The organism is Brevibacillus fortis, assembly GCF_003013395.1.
Lineage (GTDB): Bacteria > Bacillota > Bacilli > Brevibacillales > Brevibacillaceae > Brevibacillus > Brevibacillus fortis.
In genome coordinates this window covers 13,288-30,795 of sequence record NZ_PXZM01000048.1, presented here as the reverse complement: position 1 = coordinate 30,795, position 17,508 = coordinate 13,288, and the positions used below count along the sequence as shown (strand labels likewise).

Annotated in this window: 17 protein-coding genes and 1 other annotated feature; of the genes, 4 read left to right on the top strand and 13 right to left on the bottom strand. The window is 47.4% G+C overall.

The window, feature by feature from the left end; genetic code table 11:
- Positions 1-27: 27 nt before the first annotated feature.
- From infC to C7R93_RS26210, 8 genes are all read right to left on the bottom strand, one after another.
- On the bottom strand, positions 28-534 hold the full coding sequence (gene infC / locus C7R93_RS26245) for a translation initiation factor IF-3 (RefSeq protein ID WP_106841617.1): 507 nt from the start codon (positions 532-534) through the stop codon (positions 28-30).
- 263 nt (positions 535-797) lie between these two features.
- Positions 798-1,817 (bottom strand): GTP 3',8-cyclase MoaA, encoded by a 1,020-nt coding sequence (gene moaA / locus C7R93_RS26240; protein WP_106841554.1) that lies wholly within the window; start codon positions 1,815-1,817, stop codon positions 798-800.
- Positions 1,818-2,024: 207 nt separating this feature from the next.
- A complete protein-coding gene (locus C7R93_RS26235) occupies positions 2,025-4,079 on the bottom strand; it encodes a methyl-accepting chemotaxis protein (RefSeq protein WP_106841553.1) in 2,055 nt (684 codons plus the stop codon).
- 140 nt (positions 4,080-4,219) lie between these two features.
- Positions 4,220-6,133 (bottom strand): threonine--tRNA ligase, encoded by a 1,914-nt coding sequence (gene thrS / locus C7R93_RS26230; protein ID WP_106841552.1) that lies wholly within the window; start codon positions 6,131-6,133, stop codon positions 4,220-4,222.
- A gap of 62 nt (positions 6,134-6,195) precedes the next feature.
- Positions 6,196-6,434, bottom strand: a binding site (T-box leader).
- 25 nt (positions 6,435-6,459) lie between these two features.
- Positions 6,460-7,380: a putative sporulation protein YtxC gene (gene ytxC, locus C7R93_RS26225; protein ID WP_106841551.1), complete on the bottom strand. Its 921-nt coding sequence runs from the start codon at positions 7,378-7,380 to the stop codon at positions 6,460-6,462.
- Between the two features lie 180 nt (positions 7,381-7,560).
- Positions 7,561-8,667: a cyclic dehypoxanthinyl futalosine synthase gene (mqnC, locus tag C7R93_RS26220; protein WP_106841550.1), complete on the bottom strand. Its 1,107-nt coding sequence runs from the start codon at positions 8,665-8,667 to the stop codon at positions 7,561-7,563.
- Between the two features lie 147 nt (positions 8,668-8,814).
- On the bottom strand, positions 8,815-9,039 hold the full coding sequence (locus C7R93_RS26215) for a hypothetical protein (RefSeq protein ID WP_106841549.1): 225 nt from the start codon (positions 9,037-9,039) through the stop codon (positions 8,815-8,817).
- A gap of 121 nt (positions 9,040-9,160) precedes the next feature.
- Positions 9,161-9,592 (bottom strand): hypothetical protein, encoded by a 432-nt coding sequence (locus C7R93_RS26210; protein WP_106841548.1) that lies wholly within the window; start codon positions 9,590-9,592, stop codon positions 9,161-9,163.
- 190 nt (positions 9,593-9,782) lie between these two features.
- On the opposite strand from C7R93_RS26210, the gene C7R93_RS26205 reads away from it, so the two are divergent.
- Positions 9,783-10,349: a YqaA family protein gene (locus C7R93_RS26205; protein ID WP_106841547.1), complete on the top strand. Its 567-nt coding sequence runs from the start codon at positions 9,783-9,785 to the stop codon at positions 10,347-10,349.
- Positions 10,350-10,400: 51 nt separating this feature from the next.
- Here the strand turns inward: C7R93_RS26205 and C7R93_RS26200 are convergent, their stop codons facing one another.
- The 3 genes from C7R93_RS26200 to C7R93_RS26190 are packed head-to-tail and all read right to left on the bottom strand — an operon-like array spanning position 10,401 to position 14,193.
- On the bottom strand, positions 10,401-12,212 hold the full coding sequence (locus C7R93_RS26200; protein ID WP_106841546.1) for an acyl-CoA dehydrogenase family protein: 1,812 nt from the start codon (positions 12,210-12,212) through the stop codon (positions 10,401-10,403).
- Positions 12,209-13,780, bottom strand: coding sequence for a class I adenylate-forming enzyme family protein (locus tag C7R93_RS26195; RefSeq protein ID WP_106841545.1), 1,572 nt, complete (start codon positions 13,778-13,780; stop codon positions 12,209-12,211). The genes C7R93_RS26200 and C7R93_RS26195 overlap by 4 nt, the downstream gene beginning before the upstream one ends.
- The gene (locus C7R93_RS26190) at positions 13,777-14,193 is read right to left on the bottom strand and encodes a MerR family transcriptional regulator (protein ID WP_106841544.1); all 417 of its coding nucleotides are present in this window, start codon (positions 14,191-14,193) and stop codon (positions 13,777-13,779) included. Before C7R93_RS26190 ends, C7R93_RS26195 begins: the two co-directional genes overlap by 4 nt.
- Before the next feature lie 168 nt (positions 14,194-14,361).
- Between C7R93_RS26190 and C7R93_RS26185 the strand changes: the two genes are divergently transcribed.
- From C7R93_RS26185 to C7R93_RS26175, 3 genes are all read left to right on the top strand, one after another.
- Positions 14,362-14,784, top strand: coding sequence for a cell wall hydrolase (locus C7R93_RS26185; protein WP_106841543.1), 423 nt, complete (start codon positions 14,362-14,364; stop codon positions 14,782-14,784).
- 32 nt (positions 14,785-14,816) lie between these two features.
- A complete protein-coding gene (gerQ, locus tag C7R93_RS26180) occupies positions 14,817-15,275 on the top strand; it encodes a spore coat protein GerQ (protein ID WP_106841542.1) in 459 nt (152 codons plus the stop codon).
- Positions 15,276-15,401: 126 nt separating this feature from the next.
- On the top strand, positions 15,402-15,719 hold the full coding sequence (locus C7R93_RS26175) for a hypothetical protein (protein ID WP_106841541.1): 318 nt from the start codon (positions 15,402-15,404) through the stop codon (positions 15,717-15,719).
- Here the strand turns inward: C7R93_RS26175 and C7R93_RS26170 are convergent.
- Entirely contained in the window at positions 15,716-16,858 is a 1,143-nt protein-coding gene (locus C7R93_RS26170; protein ID WP_106841540.1) for a DUF2087 domain-containing protein, read from the bottom strand. The two genes, C7R93_RS26175 and C7R93_RS26170, sit on opposite strands and share 4 nt — an antisense overlap.
- Positions 16,859-16,974: 116 nt before the next feature.
- Complete coding sequence (locus tag C7R93_RS26165) at positions 16,975-17,451, bottom strand: PilZ domain-containing protein (protein ID WP_106841539.1); 477 nt, start codon at positions 17,449-17,451, stop codon at positions 16,975-16,977.
- Positions 17,452-17,508 lie beyond the last annotated feature (57 nt).

The window sequence follows — 17,508 nt, the reverse complement described above, 5'->3', positions numbered from 1 at the left end:
AAAAATCCTCCTGTCTAAACTACTATCTTACTGCTTTTCCGCTTTCGGAGCCAGAATCATGATCATGCTGCGGCCCTCGATCTTCGGTCTGCGCTCAGGCGCAGCGAGATCCTCACACTGGGCAGCTACACGTTCCATAACGCCTAGTCCAATTTCGGAGTGGGTGATTTCACGTCCACGGAAACGGATCGAGCACTTCACCTTGTGATGATCCTCCAAGAACTTGCGGACGTTGCGAAGCTTTGTTTGAAAATCGTGTTCCTCGATGTTAGAAGAAAAACGCACTTCTTTCAGCTCGATGATCTTCTGGTTCTTACGTGCTTCTTTTTCCTTTTTCGCCTGCTCGTACTTGAACTTTCCGTAGTCCATGATACGGCACACAGGCGGCTTGGCTGTTGGAGCAACGTTTACCAAATCCAGTTCGGCTTCCTGGGCAATGCGCAACGCTTCCCTAAAGGGTACGACTCCCAATTGGCTCCCGTCAGCACCGATTAATCGGACTTCACGGGCACGGATCGCTTCGTTAATTAACATTTGATCCTTGCTAATACTTGCCACCTCCGTCAATTTCGAGAAGGAACAAAAATGTGCGAACGCAATCTGCGCCCGCACATATCTCACCTAAGCAATTTCATCAGATCCGAGGATCTTTGCGTAAGAGTTACCTGTCAACAGTCGTATACGACGTCGACCCAGGTGAGAAGCTGTGCGCCTCTGCTTGTTCTCGAAGTATGAAGTGTTTATACACGCAATTTATATTACAAGGTAGCTTGGGTTTTGTCAAGGCTAACACCTAATTATCCCCCGATATGGGACATTTCGACCTTCTCGCGCTTGGCGAGACCAGGCGTTTCACTGAGTCTTTCTTCTGAGTAGCGCACGTCACGCCGCTCCCATATCGTACGTATTAGCTCGCGAATCTCCTCATCCGTGCGTCCATCGCGGACCGGTTCGCGCAAATCATCTCCGGATGAAGCGAACAGACAGTTGTACAATTTCCCTTCTGCCGACAAGCGAGCTCGCGTACAAGTGGAGCAAAAAGCTTGGGTCACCGATGAGATCAACCCAATCTCCTGATCCGATCCCTCATAGCGATAGCGAGAAGCCACCTCTCCATAGTAATTCGCTTCAGTCGCTACCAACGGCATCTCTTCATGGATCATGCGCACAATTTCACGGGAAGGTACGACTTGATCCAGCCGCCATCCGTTACTGTTCCCCACATCCATGAATTCAATAAATCGAAGGGTGTGTCCTTGCTCACGGAAGTACCGTGCCATCGGCAAAATATCTTGATCATTGACTCCGCGTTGTACCACCATATTAATCTTAATCAGTAGCCCGACATCTGCCGCTGTGCGAATCCCGTCCAGCACGGCATCGACCTGATAGCCTCTTCCATTCAACATCCCAAAGCGCTCATTATCCAAGCTGTCCAGACTGATCGTGACCCGATCCAGACCTGCCTCTTTTAGCGCATGAGCATGGCGGGACAAAAGAGAACCGTTTGTCGTCATCGCAATATCTTGAACGCCTTCCACTCCACGTATCATTCGAATCAACTCAGGCAAATTTCTGCGCATTAATGGCTCTCCGCCGGTAATGCGGATTTTCCCAACCCCAATCGAAGTAAATATCTGGGTCAAACGGGTAATCTCCTCAAAGGTCAGCAGCTTGCTTTGCGGCAAAAACTCAAAATCCGGTCCGAAAATTTCGGCAGGCATGCAATAGCGGCAACGAAAATTACATTTATCGGTGACAGATATTCGTAAATCGCGGAGAGGACGATTCCGTAAATCAAGCACTTTTTCTGGCATAGATGTTCACTCTCCTTATATCTATATGATGACTTTTCCCCTTCATCTTAATAATACCGCATTTCGACTTAGTACCAGTCTATTATCATAAATCGAAATAGCCAAATTTTCAAACGCAAACAGCATATTGCCTCATAGATGAGACTGCTTTGCAAAAAAAGAGTACGAATTCCACCCGAAATTCGTACTCTTTCCATTCTGCATCCTTTAAATCTTAAATTTCGTGATCATTCTTTCCAGTTCGCGAGCCATATGATTCAAGGATTCAAATGAAACGGCAAACTCTTCCATAGTGGCCAATTGGCCTTTAGAGGAAGCAGCCAGATTTTCAGCATTGCGCGCTGAAATCCTTGCAATTTGAGCAGTATCGTCCACAGATGCTGCGACTTGTTCCGATCCGGCGGACATCTGCTCAGAGACAGCAGATACCTCCTGAATTTGATCGGTTATCTGTCGAATTTCTTGTAAGATGCGATAGAAGGCTTCTCCTGACTCCAAGACAGTAGACAATCCCTCCTGAACATCTTGATTGACAGAATCCATCGAATTGACTGCCATGGTCGTATCTGCTTGGATCTCCTGAATGAGATTGGCGATTTGCCGAGCAGACCCGTCAGATTGTTCAGCGAGCTTTCTCACTTCATCTGCTACGACAGCAAAGCCCCGTCCATGCTCTCCTGCACGGGCAGCTTCAATGGCTGCGTTGAGAGCAAGCAGATTCGTTTGGGAAGCGATTCCCGTAATCACGTCAATGATTTGCACAATTTCTTTGGATCGCTCACCCAATTGCTTGACTACAGATACGGAATGTTCCACGGAGCCACGGATGGAGTCCATTTGCTGGATAGCTTTTTGGATGGATTGGTTTCCTAGCTGCGCTTCATCTGCCGTAGATGTAGATGCTTCCGAGATGATGGAGGTTGTTTCCGCCACACGTTGGATGCCGATCGTCATTTCTTCCATAGCTCTTGCGGACTCTTCTGTACCTCTGAGCTGATTTTGCGCCCCGCTCGCTACTTCCTGTATGGTAGTTGATATCTTGTTAGCAGTATCTACATTGTCTGCCAAGCGAACCGATACGTTGTCTGACGAAGTAGAAAGGGTGTTAACCGCTTTTTGGACTTCCCGAATGAGTCCTTGGATGGATACTTGCATTACCTGAATACTCTGACCAAGCATGCCGATTTCGTCTTTTCTTGTCAAAAGGTTTTTGGGCAATTCACTGGTAAAGTCACCACGACCGATCTGGGTAATCTGGTCAACGATGGCAAGCAATGGCTTGGTGAATTTGTGCGAGAAAAGAACGGAAGCGACAGCCGCAAGTAAGGCAAAGAAAATGCTTAAAGCTCCGATGATGAAACCGATTTGATTGGCTTCAGCAGAAAGCTCATCTTTTTCAATAAACGAAATATATTTCCATCCGGTCTTGTCTGAAGTAAAGACGTTAGCCAAATACTCGGTATCGTTCATCGTGACCTCAAAGCTGCTTGAGGTATTCTCCATGATAGCGGCTAGTTCAGGAATTTGCGTATCTTTCAGGTTTTTCGAATTGAGCTCGGGGTTCTTCGGATTAGCCAAAATCGTTCCGTCTTTGCCAACCAGCATGAGATAACCCGTTTTCCCGATCTTAATGTCTTTCATAATGTCGGTTAACCCTTTTAAACTCACGTCTAGTCCAACCACGCCCAGAGGTTCACCCTTATCATCTTTTAGCATCGTCACGTTACTGATCACGATACTGTTGTCGCCCAAATAGAGATAAGGATCTGTCGTGATCACTTTTCCGGGATTCTCCATTGGCGTTTTGTACCAATCTCTTGTACGCGGATCGTAATTCGGAATGACATCATCAGTAGGCCACTGGATGTATCCTCCATATTTGGTCGCTAAATAGATAAATGCGGTATTTGGATGAGAGTCGACAAATCGCAGGAAATCTTGAAAAATGGCGGCCTCTACCCCACCGTTTTGCAGTGGAGTATGCTTGGTTTTGGTTGGTTTGTCCATATACGACGTGATGGTGTTATCTGCACTTTTTAGTAAGGGACTGCCTGCTATCAGGTTGACGTTTTCACGAATCGAGTCGAAATGCAAGTTAATCGCATTGTCTACTTGAGCCACTTCTTTTGTCGTGGATTCAATAAAATAGGTCCGGATTCGCTCCTTCATATTGACATATACAAATGAGCTAATCACTCCAATCGGGATTAAAATAATGGCAAGAAATGCTGCTATCAGTCTTTGCTTGATGCTTACCCGCATACGTATCCCCCGCAGTTTTTTCTTGATGACAATATGTATAATTACCTACATCCTTTTCCCTTTCTTTTTTCCAAGTAAACGTATCAAAATGAAAAAAACCGCCCCGAAACATCAGGGCGGCTCTACTTATATGCACAGATTTACTTCATTTCATTGATTTCAGCGCGGATTTTATCGACAAACGCATCCACTGTCATTGCGCCTTCATCGCCCACTCCGCGTTTGCGTACGGACAGTGTACCGTCAGCCACCTCTTTTTCACCGATGACCAGCATGTACGGGATTTTTTCAACTTGCGCTTCACGGATTTTGTAGCCGATTTTTTCATTGCGGCCATCCAGCTCTACGCGAATGCCAGCTTGTTGCAGCTTTTCTCTTACTTGTTCTGCATATGGCATGTGCACTTCGCTGATGTTCATGATGCGTGCTTGGATTGGAGTCAGCCAAATCGGGAATGCACCTGCGTAGTGCTCGATCAGGATACCAATGAAGCGCTCCATGGAACCGTACATCGCACGGTGCAAGACAACTGGACGATGCTTCTCGTTGTCTTGACCGACATAAGTCAGGTCGAATTTCTCAGGCATTTGGAAGTCAAGCTGGATCGTTCCGCATTGGTGACGGCGTTTCAGCGCGTCGGTAATTTGGAAGTCGATCTTCGGTCCGTAGAACGCACCGTCTCCGTCTTTGATTTCATATGCCATACCGAGCTCATCCAGCACTGTTTTCAGAGAGCTTTCTGCTGCTTCCCACAGCTCATCAGAGCCCATGGAATCTTCCGGACGAGTGGACAGAGCCACACTGTATTCGAAGCCAAATACCTTGTAGATGCTGTCAATCAAAGTGATCATGCCTTTGATTTCGCTCGCAATCTGATCAGGACGGACAAATACGTGCGCGTCATCCTGGCAGAAGGTGCGCACCCGCAGCATCCCGTTCAAAGCCCCGGAGTACTCATGGCGGTGAACTTGCCCGAATTCAGAGTAACGGATTGGCAGATCACGGTAGGAATGCATCTCGTTTTTATAGATCAGCATGTGACCTGGGCAGTTCATTGGCTTCAAGGCATAAGTTGCGTTATCTACTTCAGAGAAGTACATGTTCTCTTTGTAGTGATCCCAGTGACCGGATTCTTTCCAGAGACGCTCGTTCATGAGGAACGGAGAGCGCACTTCTGTGTATTGTGCCAATTGTTGCAGACGGCGGGAGAATTGCTCCAGCTCATTGCGAACAGTGAAGCCTTTTGGCAGGTAGAACGGCATACCTGGTGCTTCCTCGGAAAACATGAACAGTCCCAGTTCTTTACCCAATTTGCGGTGGTCGCGCTTTTTCGCTTCTTCGATGAAGTGCAGATATTCATCCATGTCTGCTTTTTTCGGCCAAGCTGTACCGTATACGCGTTGCAGAACTTGGTTTTCTGCTTTTCCGCGCCAGTATGCACCTGCCACGCTCATCAGCTTGAACGCTTTGATGAAGCCAGTGGATGGCAAGTGCGGACCACGACAGAGGTCGAAAAATTCGCCTTGCTCATACATCGTGATAGTCGCATCCTCTGGTAGGTCGCGAATCAGCTCTAGCTTCAGGTGATCGTTCAGTTCTTGGAAAATCGCAGTTGCTTCTTCGCGGCTTACGACTTTGCGACGAATCGGCAAGTCTTCCTTCACGATTTTTTCCATTTCGGCTTCGATTTTGCCCAAATCCTCTGGGGAAAGGGAAACCGGAATATCCATATCGTAGTAGAAGCCATCTTCGATCACAGGACCGATACCGAACTTCACTTCAGCACCGTAAATGCGCTTTACTGCTTGAGCGAGCAAGTGAGCCGTACTGTGGCGGTATACTTCCAATCCGTCGGCAGAATCGAGAGTAACGATTTCAATCGCTGCGTCATCTTCCAGAGCTGTGTAGAGATCGACAACTTTGCCGTCTTTTTTACCAGCTACTGCTTTTTTCTTCAGGCTAGAGCTAATAGAGCCTGCGATGTCTTCGATGGTAATCCCAGCGTCGTATTGACGTACGGCTCCATCTGGGAAAGTAACATTAATTTGTGCCACTGAGGATTCTTCCTTCCTGTATCTTGTTTTTGTTAGAGAAAATAAAAAAACACTCATCCCAAAAAAGGGACGAGTGTGTTCTCGCGGTACCACCCTACTTCAAGTCTGCTCATGATCAAACAGACTCCTCATTCCAATGTAACGGCATCTAACCGGCATACCGATAATAAAAGCCTACGCTTTGTTCCCGGTAGCTACTCGAAGGTGGTAGATCCATATGAGATGCGCAGCGAGCTTCCAGCCGTGACTCGCCTCTCTAAAGCGTCCTCGATACAGTCCATGTCCTTCTCATCGTATTTATAAGCGCTGTAAAGTTGTTGTTGCTATTATAGTTTAGACGGATTATTCCCGTCAAGTACGCGTCGCTCGGATAGGCAAAGCGAACAAGAGTGGCAAGTAACGAGCCTGCTGTCAAAAATACTGCGGATCGTCTGTGCGAGTCCAGGCTTTTCCGAAGCCATATGGAGCACGATACTCTCAGGAGCCAGTGTAACCAAAGCACTGACCAAATAATCCTCGTCCCTGCATTTTTGTTCGTCCATGCTCAGAACCGTATCCAGCTGATCAAGCCAAAGACGATCCCCTTTTTTATCATAAAGATGGAAAGGTTTGTCCACACTAGGAACGACATGAACGACTTCCTGCTTGGTTTCCTGTACAGCTATGAAATAGCGCAGCAGCTCGACAAACTCTTGGTATTGCTTGTCTTCCAGATATTCATCAATGCCAGTTTCCACGAGTTCGAACAGCTCGTTCCAATGCTCCTGTAGTCGAAACCGGACGAAGCCCAAGACGTTGATCGTTCTCTCCCACTCCAAATAAGTGAAAACTTTGCGATATACGTTTGCTTTGCGTGTTGTTGCGGTCAACAGTTCCCTGCCATCTAGCTCGACTTCTTGACACATGCGTTGAATATAAGGAAAAATCTCCGCCCACTCGGTTTCCATCTGTTCTGCAGCGAGTAAGTCTGCGGCCATTTCTTCCATGATTTTCGGTTCCTTCACCTGAATGACCCATTCGGCTAATGTAAGAGCAACGAAGGCTCTCGCCCACTCTATGGTCTGCGCGTCATACTCAGTCTCACACCAGCTCTGAAAGTAGAACAAGAGGTATCCATTCTCTTCTTGCTCCCTGTATGTAATGCGCACCGGTGCAGTGTTGACCCGCTCCGTCATCTCATTTACGATAGCCCGATATGTGTCACAATGCTCAGGGACATTCTCCAGCAATACGCGAAACGTCTGCATAACCATCCCCCCAACCGCCATTGTAGTTACAGTATATGTCCCGTCAGGAGCGATATACTTTTAAACGGTTGGAAACTCAGGGAAGGTTGCAGGTAAAAAGTTCCTGATGAAAAACCGAAAAACGCTTCCCTGCCGTTTTCCCTTTGTGAGAAGGGTTGCAGAGAAGCGTTTTTTGGTTGATTAGTTTTGCATGACAAAATCACGTTCTGCCATCTCGCCGTCTTTGAAAACGTGCAGGGTGTCATACTGTGTGTTGCGCTGTGCAGGGATTTTGCCTGCGCCGCGAATGAGTTCCAAAATTTGGTTCGTATTGACCTTGTACGTACATGCCGCTGCGGAAACAACGTTTTCTTCCATCATCGTTTGGCCGAAATCGTTCGCTCCATAAGAGAGAGAAAGCTGACCATAATGCGGGCCCATCGTTACCCAGGAAGATTGGAAGTTTTTGATATTATCCAGCATAAGGCGGCTGATTGCCAGTGTTTTCAAGTATTCCTCTGGCGTGTTGTTGACTGCCTTCATGTTGGTGTTGTCCGGTTGGAAGGTCCAGACGATGAACGCTTTGAATCCGCCTGTCTCATCTTGAGCATCGCGGATGCGTAACAGAGAAAGTACGCGCTCCTCCATCTCTTCCCCAAAACCAATTACCATCGTAGCAGTACCAGGCAAGCCTGCACGGTGTGCGGCTTTTTGGGTGTCAATCCATTCTGTCCAAGAGCCTTTCAAACGGGAAATCTTCCGACGTGTACGATCATCGAGGATTTCGCCTCCCGCTCCCGGCAAGGAATCGAGACCCGCTGCCTTCAGCTCTTTCAGCACTTCCTCGACAGACATGTTAGAAACTTCCGCGATTTTCATCACTTCTGCTACAGACAGAGAGTGCATCGTAATGTGCGGGAAGCGCTGCTTGATCGCACGCAAGAGGTCCGTGTAATAATCCAGTTTCAGATCCGGATTGGTACCACCTTGCATCAAGATTTCTGTACCGCCTACATCAACGGTCTCCTGAATTTTTTGGAAAATCGTCTCTCTGGGGAGAACGTAACCTTCAGAAGAGCCTGGGCGACGGTAAAAGGCACAGAAACGGCAATACGTGTCACATACGTTCGTGTAATTGACGTTGCGGCTAATAACAAAAGTCGCAATCGGTTCTGGATGATGCTTTTGCATGACCAGATTAGCGTAATGTCCGATCTTTTCGATTTCATTGCTCGCAAACAAAGCCAGACCGTCTTCGAGACCTAGTCGTTCACCTGCGAGAGCACGTTCCAATATAGAATCGATCATAAGGATCACTCCTTGTACCATACGTAAATTCCATCCCAAATCATAACACAATACCGGGACATCGGCTATAGCCCGAGGTGCTGGCAGATTCGGTGTAAGACGCGAAAAAACCCTGCATGAGACAGGGTTTGGGCTCGCGATTATTCTTTATTGTTCTTCATATCCGATCTGCTCGTATACTTCTGGCTCCCAGTAAATCACAGTTTGCGCTAGTGGCAAATTCGTCTCGCGCGCGCCATTCGGTTGGCCATTGAAATAGATGATTTCCGTAACGGATACCCGATCACCACGTACGTCAATTTCCCCTGATAATTGCAAGTTAGTCCCATTTGGTGCATAGAAAACGACTTTTCCCGAACCCAATGTTTTCATTGGTTCCTCCCATGATGTTTGTCCTGTTTCCCTTCATTTTAGTGGATAATCTTTCCTAGCGTCAATGAAAAACAAGGACTTAATTACCAATATTTGACCTGGGATAAGCTCATTGGACCACTCATTTTGAAACCGTCTGCATAACTTGATGATCATTCCGATTAAAATATGCCTTCGATTGTTTATTGTGGGTCACAACCAAAAGAAGGGTTACATACACGATGACGATTAAGAAAGTTCCATTACTTATATCCAATAAAATCGCCAAACTTATGCAGACAATCGCCGACTTGAGAAACCTCATCTGTATGAAGATGAACAATAAAGTGGTGATGATCAGTGGAAGCATTAATCTTCCTTTCATTCTTCCTAACACATAGCTTTGATCTAGCATATCTTCTGGCATAGTCACCACGCTGAAAACCATTTTACTGGCCCAGTGACTCAAGTTCATCAGGTCCACCTGTGAAACCACAAAATAGAGGCTCCCCAATACGATGACTTGCAAAAGCATAAACCCTTGAATGACTTTGATAGATAATGGCATTTTCATTTTAAAAATATCCCTTTCGTAATGACATTCCGTACCCACATATAATCGGGATATTTTGGAAAAAGATTAATGGGCCATTCGTCCCATTTCCTTATTTTCCCTCTCGACATCAAACTTCCGTTGTCGGTCTTTCCTTGGACAAAGAGGCATAGGATAGCTACAATAGAAAAAACCTCGTAAGGAGATGCTCATGCTCGAACATATCACGGAACTATTCATGCAATACGGGATGTGGGGACTCGTTGCCATGGCATTTTTGGACTCATTTATTAGTCCGATTCCTCCGTTTTTTATGCAAATTGCGATGAGTCTGCTCGATCCCGGCTCAGCGATTCAGTTTGCGACAGTAGCCTTTACTGCTTCCGTCCTCGGCGCTCCCATCGGATTTTTGTTGGGGAGATGGCTGGGAAAACCACTTTTGCACAAGATTCTCCCTGAAAAATGGGTTATCGTAGCGACGGAAAAATTCGCAAAAAACGGGGATGCTGCCGTACTAATCGGAGCTTTTACCCCCATCCCTTTCAAGGTATTTACTGTGCTCAGTGGCGTATTTAATTACTCACTGACCAAGCTCATGTTTTATGCGATCATCGGACGGGGATTAAAGTTTTATTTGATTGGCACCTTGTTTTATTTATACGGAAAACACGCCAAGGTTCTAATCGATGATTACTTTGAGATCACGCTGCTATCGATCGCAACAGTGGTTGCTGCGATCTGGTTTATTTGGAACATACGTCGCAAGCGGTATGCATAAAAATCAAAAGCGCCTAGCCACCTCAACAAGTGGTCTTTAGGCGCTTTTTGTTTATCGGGTCGAAACAATAGCAGACTGTTTTGCCCACTCTTCCACACTGACAGGCTGATACTCCACCAGTTGGGTAAAGAACTGTACATCCAGCAAAGAATCGGCTTGAATTCCCCGCTTTTCTTTTGGATGGAAGTGCTTCTCGGCATACAGCTTTGCCAAAATGTATTTGCGAGCATTACCTTCTCGCGTCACCTGATCCTCTGCTTCACTGACGATGCACGATAAGGTGTACAAATCTACCATATGGTCCGCGAGCGTTTTTAATTTGTACGTCAAATAATCGTGGTTCTGTTGCATGAGATAGGCGATATTTTCCTCCAGGATGGCCAGTTCTGTCCGAATCAACTCGGCGTGTGGCTGTGAAAAGGCATGCTTCCAGCCAGCTATGCGCTCCCGAAGCAATCTGCTAAACACTTCGTGGCTGTTTTCTTTTTGCATCACACGCAAAATATCGAGTGCAAGTATGTTCGAGGTGCCTTCCCAGACGGTCAAAACCTGCGCATCACGCAACAGACGTGGCGTCACATATTCCTCGATATAGCCGTTACCGCCATGAATTTCAATAGCGGTATGGGTCGATTCGACAGCCTCTTCCCCTGTACGGTATTTCAGCAAAGGAATCAGCAGGCGAGCAAGTGCGTTATCCTCCTTGCTAACGGAATGAGACTGCAAGCGATCGTAGACAGCAATCATATCAAACACCGCACCCGTGCTGACCTCCGTATCCAATAAGAGGCTGACCAGCATTTCTTTTACCATCGGATACTGATCGATCGGATTCCCGAATGCACGACGTTGCTCGGCATAATACCTCGCTTCATAAAAAGCTCGACGCATGATCCCAATCGAAGCAATCGCGTTGCAAATGCGAGAGAGGTTCAGGGCTTCTGCCATATACTTAAAGCCGTTCTGAGGTTCCCCGATCAAATAGCCCTCTGCTCCGTTTAACAGGATCTCGGCAGATGGTACGGCGTTGACTCCCAGCTTATCTTTCAGGCGGCGGACCTGGATATGATTACGTTCGTTGTCCGGCTTCATCCATGGCACCAAAAACAGTCCGAGCCCTTTTGTCCCCGGTTTCTCCTCATCGATTCTCGCCAAAACAGTCGCAATAAATGCCCCGGCATTGCTCGCAAAAAACTTTTCTCCTGTTAATCGGTACACACCCGGACGACCTGCTACTGGCTCTGCTACAGTCAAATTCGCACCGACATCTGAACCGCCCTGTCTCTCCGTCAGCCAAGTAGCTCCCTCATACAAGCGAGTGCGATCGCGAGAGGTCAGTCCTGTCAGGTACTGCTCCTTTTGTTCTGCGCTACCATATCGATCAATTAAATAAGCGGCTGACATCGACAAAGTGACGGGACAATAGAAGCCCGGCTCAGACTGACTCACGAGATAGCCCATGAAAAAGGAATAGCTGTATGGCGCTTTTCTCCCCAACTCAGGAATGTCTTCGTACAAGTAACTGACGATGCCTGCTCCGTAAACCTCCGCTACTGTTTCCCTGTAGCCTTCATTGGTAATGATCTCGGAAATATCCTCGCCCAGCCGATTGTACTTGCGCAATCTCGGCTTGCCTTCTCTGTCGGTATAGACGGCACGCTCATCAATGGGTCCTGCTACTTGTGCGCCTAGCCAGTTCAATTGCTGTCTGGCCCATTCATGCATGGAAGCAGGGAGATAACGTTCCAGCAAGTAATGGAGGTTGGGATCTGCTTTGAAAAAGTTTTGCGCCTGTGGCTCGCGCGGATGCGGGATGTTATCGCTGTATGTTCGCTGATCAATGCTCGTTTGCAAATCACTCATCGCAGCTCCACTTCCTTTTGGGAACTGACATCACGCAATACATGCTTCAGGATTTTTCCGCTTGTGTTCCGCGGCAATGCAGGAACGATATTCACTTGTCGCGGGAGCTTGTAATCGGCGAGATGACCGCGCAAAAAGCCTTGGATTTCCTCTAGCCAATCCCGATTGGTATCGACTCCTGGTTTCAGCACCACATAGGCCGTAACCGTTTCTCCCCACTCAGGATGTGGCAAACCTACAACCGCTACTTCGCCAATCGCCGGATGCCGCTCTAACAACTGCTCGATTTCCTTCGGGTAGACGTTTACCCCACCTGTAATCATCACGTCTTTTTTGCGGTCAATCATCCACAGAAATCCATCCTCATCCACGCGTGCGATATCCCCTGTGTACACCCAACCATCGCGTATGGTTTCTGCCGTAGCCTCTGGATTGTTGTAGTATCCTTTCATTGTCCCTTCTCCGCGCAAGCGAATTTCGCCTGCTTCGCCAATCGAGCATCGCTCTCCTCGCTCGTCTACGACCTCCACTTCAGCGAACAATACACCACGATTGCCAATACTGCCGATTTTGTCCGGATGTTCTCGGTGCAAGAGGCACATTCCCGTCGGCCCTGCCTCCGTCAAGCCGTAGACGCACGCCAGTTTATCTTGTCCATAAGCTCCTTCCATGAGCGAAGCCATCTCTTTGGACAGCGGAGCCCCACCATACATCCAATATTCGATGGAAGACAAATCGTACGTCGCAAACTCTGGATGCTTCATCGTCAACAAATACGCAACGGGAGCTCCAAAGAAATGCGTAATCCGCTGCTGCTGCACCAGATCCAAAAGAAGCTGCGGCGAGAAGGTCAGGGCCATCACCTGGGTAGCGCCAAGCATGAGCCCTGCGATGAAAAAGAGATGGAGCGGAGCCGAATGACTCAACGGCATCAAATGCAAAATACGTGAACGATGTGTCATCGCCAGTTCAATCGACATCATTTTCGCCACAGTCAATAAGCTTCTATGTGTATAAAGCACCCCTTTAGGGCGTCCAGTTGTGCCAGATGTATACAGGATGCTGACCTTGCTATCTTCGTTCATGTTCGCCAAATACGCCCCCGAAGAAAGCGCATTCATTTTTTCTAAAGACACTTCATTGGCATCCCAGTCAGCGATTCCATGCCAATTCCCTTGACTCGCACCTGTTTTGATTGCTACCAGCTGTGGGGTTTGCAGGACCCACTCATTCACGATAGGCACGAGGGCATCATGAACAAGAAGCGCCTTTGCACCGGCATGTTCACATATATGTCGTACTTCTTCTTGTGTTGAGCGTGCATTGATCGGTACGACGAGGGCTCCACTGCGAATGACAGCGACGTAAAAAATGGAAAACTCCGGGCAATTTGGCATCAGCATGACAACCCGATCCCCTTGCTCGATGCCAAGCTCTCGCAAATGGCAAGCCCACTTGGTAGAGCTTATGTCCCACTGAGAAAAGCTGACCTCTACATCTCCCGCAACCAGCGCGGACTTGTCAGGATATTTCCTTCCGTTTGCTGTGAGCAGAGCTGATACGTTCATCGTTTCTCCTCCTCATTTTCTTCAAGCAATTTTTGTTCAAAGTTTTGCTTGTAGACGAGAATGTCTTCTCTCAGATGTCGGAGTTCCATGATTTTCTCGTCGATCTCAGCCAGCTTTTGGTTGCCGTACTCAATCGTTCGCAAAAGCTGCGCACGACCTGTACGGTCCTCTCCGAACAGCTCAATCATCTCGCGAATCTGATCCAACGAAAATCCGAATCGCTTCCCTCGCAGAATGAGTCGCAGCCTGGCACGGTCCTTACGGCTATAGTGCCTGCTTCCCTTCTCTGTCCGGCTAGGGGTAATCAAGCCGAGCTCCTCGTAGTACCGAATCGTTCTGGTGCTGACATCCAATTGTTGAGCAAGATCAGAGATGGTCCACGATTCTTCCTTCTGTATTCCTTCTCTGCTCATGTCCAACGCCCCTTACTTACATTTATAAAATTCACAATTTACAGAACAAAATAATTGTAACTGCCGTTTACGTAAACGTCAACTTGATGAAAAATTTAATGGGCCAATCACCAATCTATTATTCGCCCATATATTGTTATTGTGATTTTTGTGGGAGGAGGTGAAGCAATGGCCGTCATCAAAGCGAACTCCAATGATGTAGATATGCTTGCAAGACTGATTCGCGCAGAGGCTGAGGGCGAAGGTGAGTTGGGCATGTTGATGGTTGGCAACGTCGGGGTCAATCGGATTTTGGGCAACTGCCTTGACTTCAAAAACATTCGCAGCATGCGTGACATGGTCTATCAATCGCCGGGAGGATTCGAAGCGATCCAGAAGCCGTATTTCTATCAACGGGCTAGGGAAAAGGACAGACGACTGGCACAGCGCGCAATCAATGGTGAGAAAACCCGCCCTGCGAGCAACGCATTGTGGTTCTACCGTCCTACCGGAAACTGTCCTGCTACCTGGTGGGATCAACAAAACTCCGGTCGCTATAAGGCACACTGCTTCTTCGTTCCAACACCAGCAGACTGTCCACGCGTCTATTAAAAGGATTAGATAGATAAAGGAGAGAGTTCATCATGAGTCAACAAATTCCTTACACTGGTTACCCTCAACAACAATACGGCTACGACATGTACCCATCCGCACAGTATCCATACGGCATGCCTCAGCAACAGCAACAACAACAGATGATTCAGCAGCAACAACCTCAACTGGTTCCGATGCAACCAAGCGGAGCCTGGATTCCGGGAACACCCATTACTCCAGGGCAAGTAATAGAAGAATCATACATCGAAAACATCCTTCGCCTGAATCGAGGCAAAGTCATTACGGTGTACCAAACGTTTGAAAACAATAGCCAATGGAACGCAAAAATTTTCCGTGGCGTCCTCGAGACAGCTGGCCGAGACCACATTATTCTTAGCGATCCGCAAACAGGCAAGCGCTATTTGCTCCTCATGGTCAACACCGATTATATCACCGCGGACGAAGAGTTGAATTACATCGCGCCTCCGCTTCCAACAGGCGTGCGGTAAGCCACCAAGCACAAAAAGACAGTTTCCGAAGGGCTATCCCCGGGGAGAACTGTCTTTTTGACGTATATACGATTCCATGCTATTAATGAGGTAGATACGCGACCGCTATGCAAAGGATGAGGAAGAGTGGCATTTGGGATTACACGAGACGAACTAAACCGCTGGAAGCAAGCCGTTAGTCGAGGCGAATTGGCATTTCTCACCCACTACTGGCTAGACCCCCGGTTTCCCGGGATCAAAACCGTTACAAAAGTAGGATGTGCCAATTATTCGTTACTGACAGACTGGTGCCTTGCCAACGGACTCGATCCTGTCTACATTCATAACCGTGCACCCTTTCCGCACTTTGATTTACTTGGCGAAAAACAAATCCAGATTTTGCAAAAGGAAGGCTTGTGGGATCACTTGGAGCGCTTCCACATGCTGGATAATGGACGAGACTAGGACGGATCTTTTTGTACGTGATAGCCTCGATCACCATATGGCGCCAGCTTTTCCATCCATTTATCTTGGAGTTTTTCCAGTGCATCCTTCACATCAAAATACGGATGGTCTTTCTTCTCAACTTTCTCTAGTACTTCGATGTCAAAAGCGTCCGAACCGTATTTATCCCAGTCTTTTTGCAACTCACGATTAGGATGCGAGCCATGCTGAAGCATAAACTTTCTACCGTTGATCGTTCTTAGGTTATTCGTGCTGGCGATGAAAACTTTGTCATTTTGCTTGTTCTTGATTTGATAAACACCTGCATCGATTTCTACTTCTTTGTACATCTGCTTGAGCTCTTGCTTGCGATCCATCTGTTGCGCCTCCCGTTCCTCTCCTTCATTTTCCACAGCGATCCGCCAATATTGACTGCCGTCAGCCTGTCTATCCATCAATCCAACATCGACTAAATATCTACGCAAGGTCACATAATCGTCGTAGAGACCTTCCAAGATCTCATTCACTTCCCGCTCGGTGTAGAAACGATCGAGCTCAAATTTTTTGGAAATCTCTTCGAGTAGGATGAGTTTATGCTTTTGTTTGCGCGGGAATCGCTCCAATCGACCTGATAATCCATTCGGCAAGAATCTCTTTACGATCGCGGCATACTCTGCGATATCGCCCTCTTTCGAGGAATTCTTTTGCTTGCTTGATTTGGCATCATTAGACGATTGATTTTTATCCGCTTCATGCAGTAACTCCATCAGGACCAGGAACACCTTGGCCTGACGTTCTTTTTCCTTGAGTGCAAAGCGGTGATTACGGATCGTAGATGCACTACCGATCCCCATTTCATTTTGAACCTCGGCGTCTGTCTTGCCCTGATAAAAGAGACGAAGCAAGTTAACCTGATGATCAGACAAGCCCGTCAATCGTTTATCCAACTGGCTCAGATGAGTAAAGACAGAGCCGTGCGCAGCCTCGATGTGATGGCGCATAAAGCGGGACGCTTCGTACAGGACTCCCTCCACTGGATAAATAATCCCTTTCTCCACCTGTTCACCACAGAGCAAACACATAAACTGTTCGTCTTGTTCGATGTAACCCTGCTTCCATTCTTGAAGGGAAGCGCTCCAAAATGCTTCATGAAGACTCATATATAAACACAGCCTTTATTCGTTTGATTTATTATAGATAATTTATCATTTCGTTTATTTTATGTCAAACAAAAAAGCTCCCCGTTGTGTATTCGCACAACAGAAAGCCTTTTTGTCTATGCTTCACTGGCTCGCATCGCAAGACTTGCTTGAGCCAACTCTTTTAAAAATGCCAGGCGATCACCTTTATAGAAACGACCTTCTGTTGCTGTCCGTTTCTGCCGATAGCGGATCGCCAAGCGGTTTACCAAGCGATTAATCTCCAGATGCTGTTCCTCTTCCATCGTAAACCGTACAGCGTATTCGTAATAGTCCGTTTCCCACGGAATCGTGCGAACTACGTGGCCGTACATTTTCAGAGCCTCTCCGCACAATTCCGTCGCAAACTGCAGAACGAGCTGGTCATTGGCTGGCATTTTAAGATGAGAGAGAAAACGAAGTCCACCTGCTCCGATATCCTCGATCAATACCTGTGTGCTCCCAATCTCCATGGTTTTCCCTTTGATCAGCACAATAGTCATGTCTGCACAGAGGGCATATTCTAGACGTAAGCGAAAAAATTCACGTTGATGCCCCTCTGATCTACCTGGCATTGTCTTCTCCTTCTTTCTCTTCTCATAGTGGGTAACACGCAAAAGAAAGAGCGCCCG

Excerpts from the sequence above, each read along its gene's own strand:
- gerQ (WP_106841542.1), top strand. The coding sequence starts at position 14,817 with ATGAGTCAACAAATTCCTTACACTGGTTACCCTCAACAACAATACGGC.
- C7R93_RS26170 (WP_106841540.1), bottom strand. The coding sequence starts at position 16,858 with ATGAGTCTTCATGAAGCATTTTGGAGCGCTTCCCTTCAAGAATGGAAG.
- moaA (WP_106841554.1), bottom strand. The coding sequence starts at position 1,817 with ATGCCAGAAAAAGTGCTTGATTTACGGAATCGTCCTCTCCGCGATTTA.
- C7R93_RS26195 (WP_106841545.1), bottom strand. The coding sequence starts at position 13,780 with ATGAACGTATCAGCTCTGCTCACAGCAAACGGAAGGAAATATCCTGAC.
- C7R93_RS26200 (WP_106841546.1), bottom strand. The coding sequence starts at position 12,212 with ATGAGTGATTTGCAAACGAGCATTGATCAGCGAACATACAGCGATAAC.
- C7R93_RS26210 (WP_106841548.1), bottom strand. The coding sequence starts at position 9,592 with ATGAAAATGCCATTATCTATCAAAGTCATTCAAGGGTTTATGCTTTTG.
- C7R93_RS26165 (WP_106841539.1), bottom strand. The coding sequence starts at position 17,451 with ATGCCAGGTAGATCAGAGGGGCATCAACGTGAATTTTTTCGCTTACGT.
- C7R93_RS26235 (WP_106841553.1), bottom strand. The coding sequence starts at position 4,079 with ATGCGGGTAAGCATCAAGCAAAGACTGATAGCAGCATTTCTTGCCATT.
- C7R93_RS26190 (WP_106841544.1), bottom strand. The coding sequence starts at position 14,193 with ATGAGCAGAGAAGGAATACAGAAGGAAGAATCGTGGACCATCTCTGAT.
- infC (WP_106841617.1), bottom strand. The coding sequence starts at position 534 with ATGTTAATTAACGAAGCGATCCGTGCCCGTGAAGTCCGATTAATCGGT.
- C7R93_RS26215 (WP_106841549.1), bottom strand. The coding sequence starts at position 9,039 with ATGAAAACATTGGGTTCGGGAAAAGTCGTTTTCTATGCACCAAATGGG.
- C7R93_RS26205 (WP_106841547.1), top strand. The coding sequence starts at position 9,783 with ATGCTCGAACATATCACGGAACTATTCATGCAATACGGGATGTGGGGA.
- ytxC (WP_106841551.1), bottom strand. The coding sequence starts at position 7,380 with ATGCAGACGTTTCGCGTATTGCTGGAGAATGTCCCTGAGCATTGTGAC.
- C7R93_RS26185 (WP_106841543.1), top strand. The coding sequence starts at position 14,362 with ATGGCCGTCATCAAAGCGAACTCCAATGATGTAGATATGCTTGCAAGA.
- mqnC (WP_106841550.1), bottom strand. The coding sequence starts at position 8,667 with ATGATCGATTCTATATTGGAACGTGCTCTCGCAGGTGAACGACTAGGT.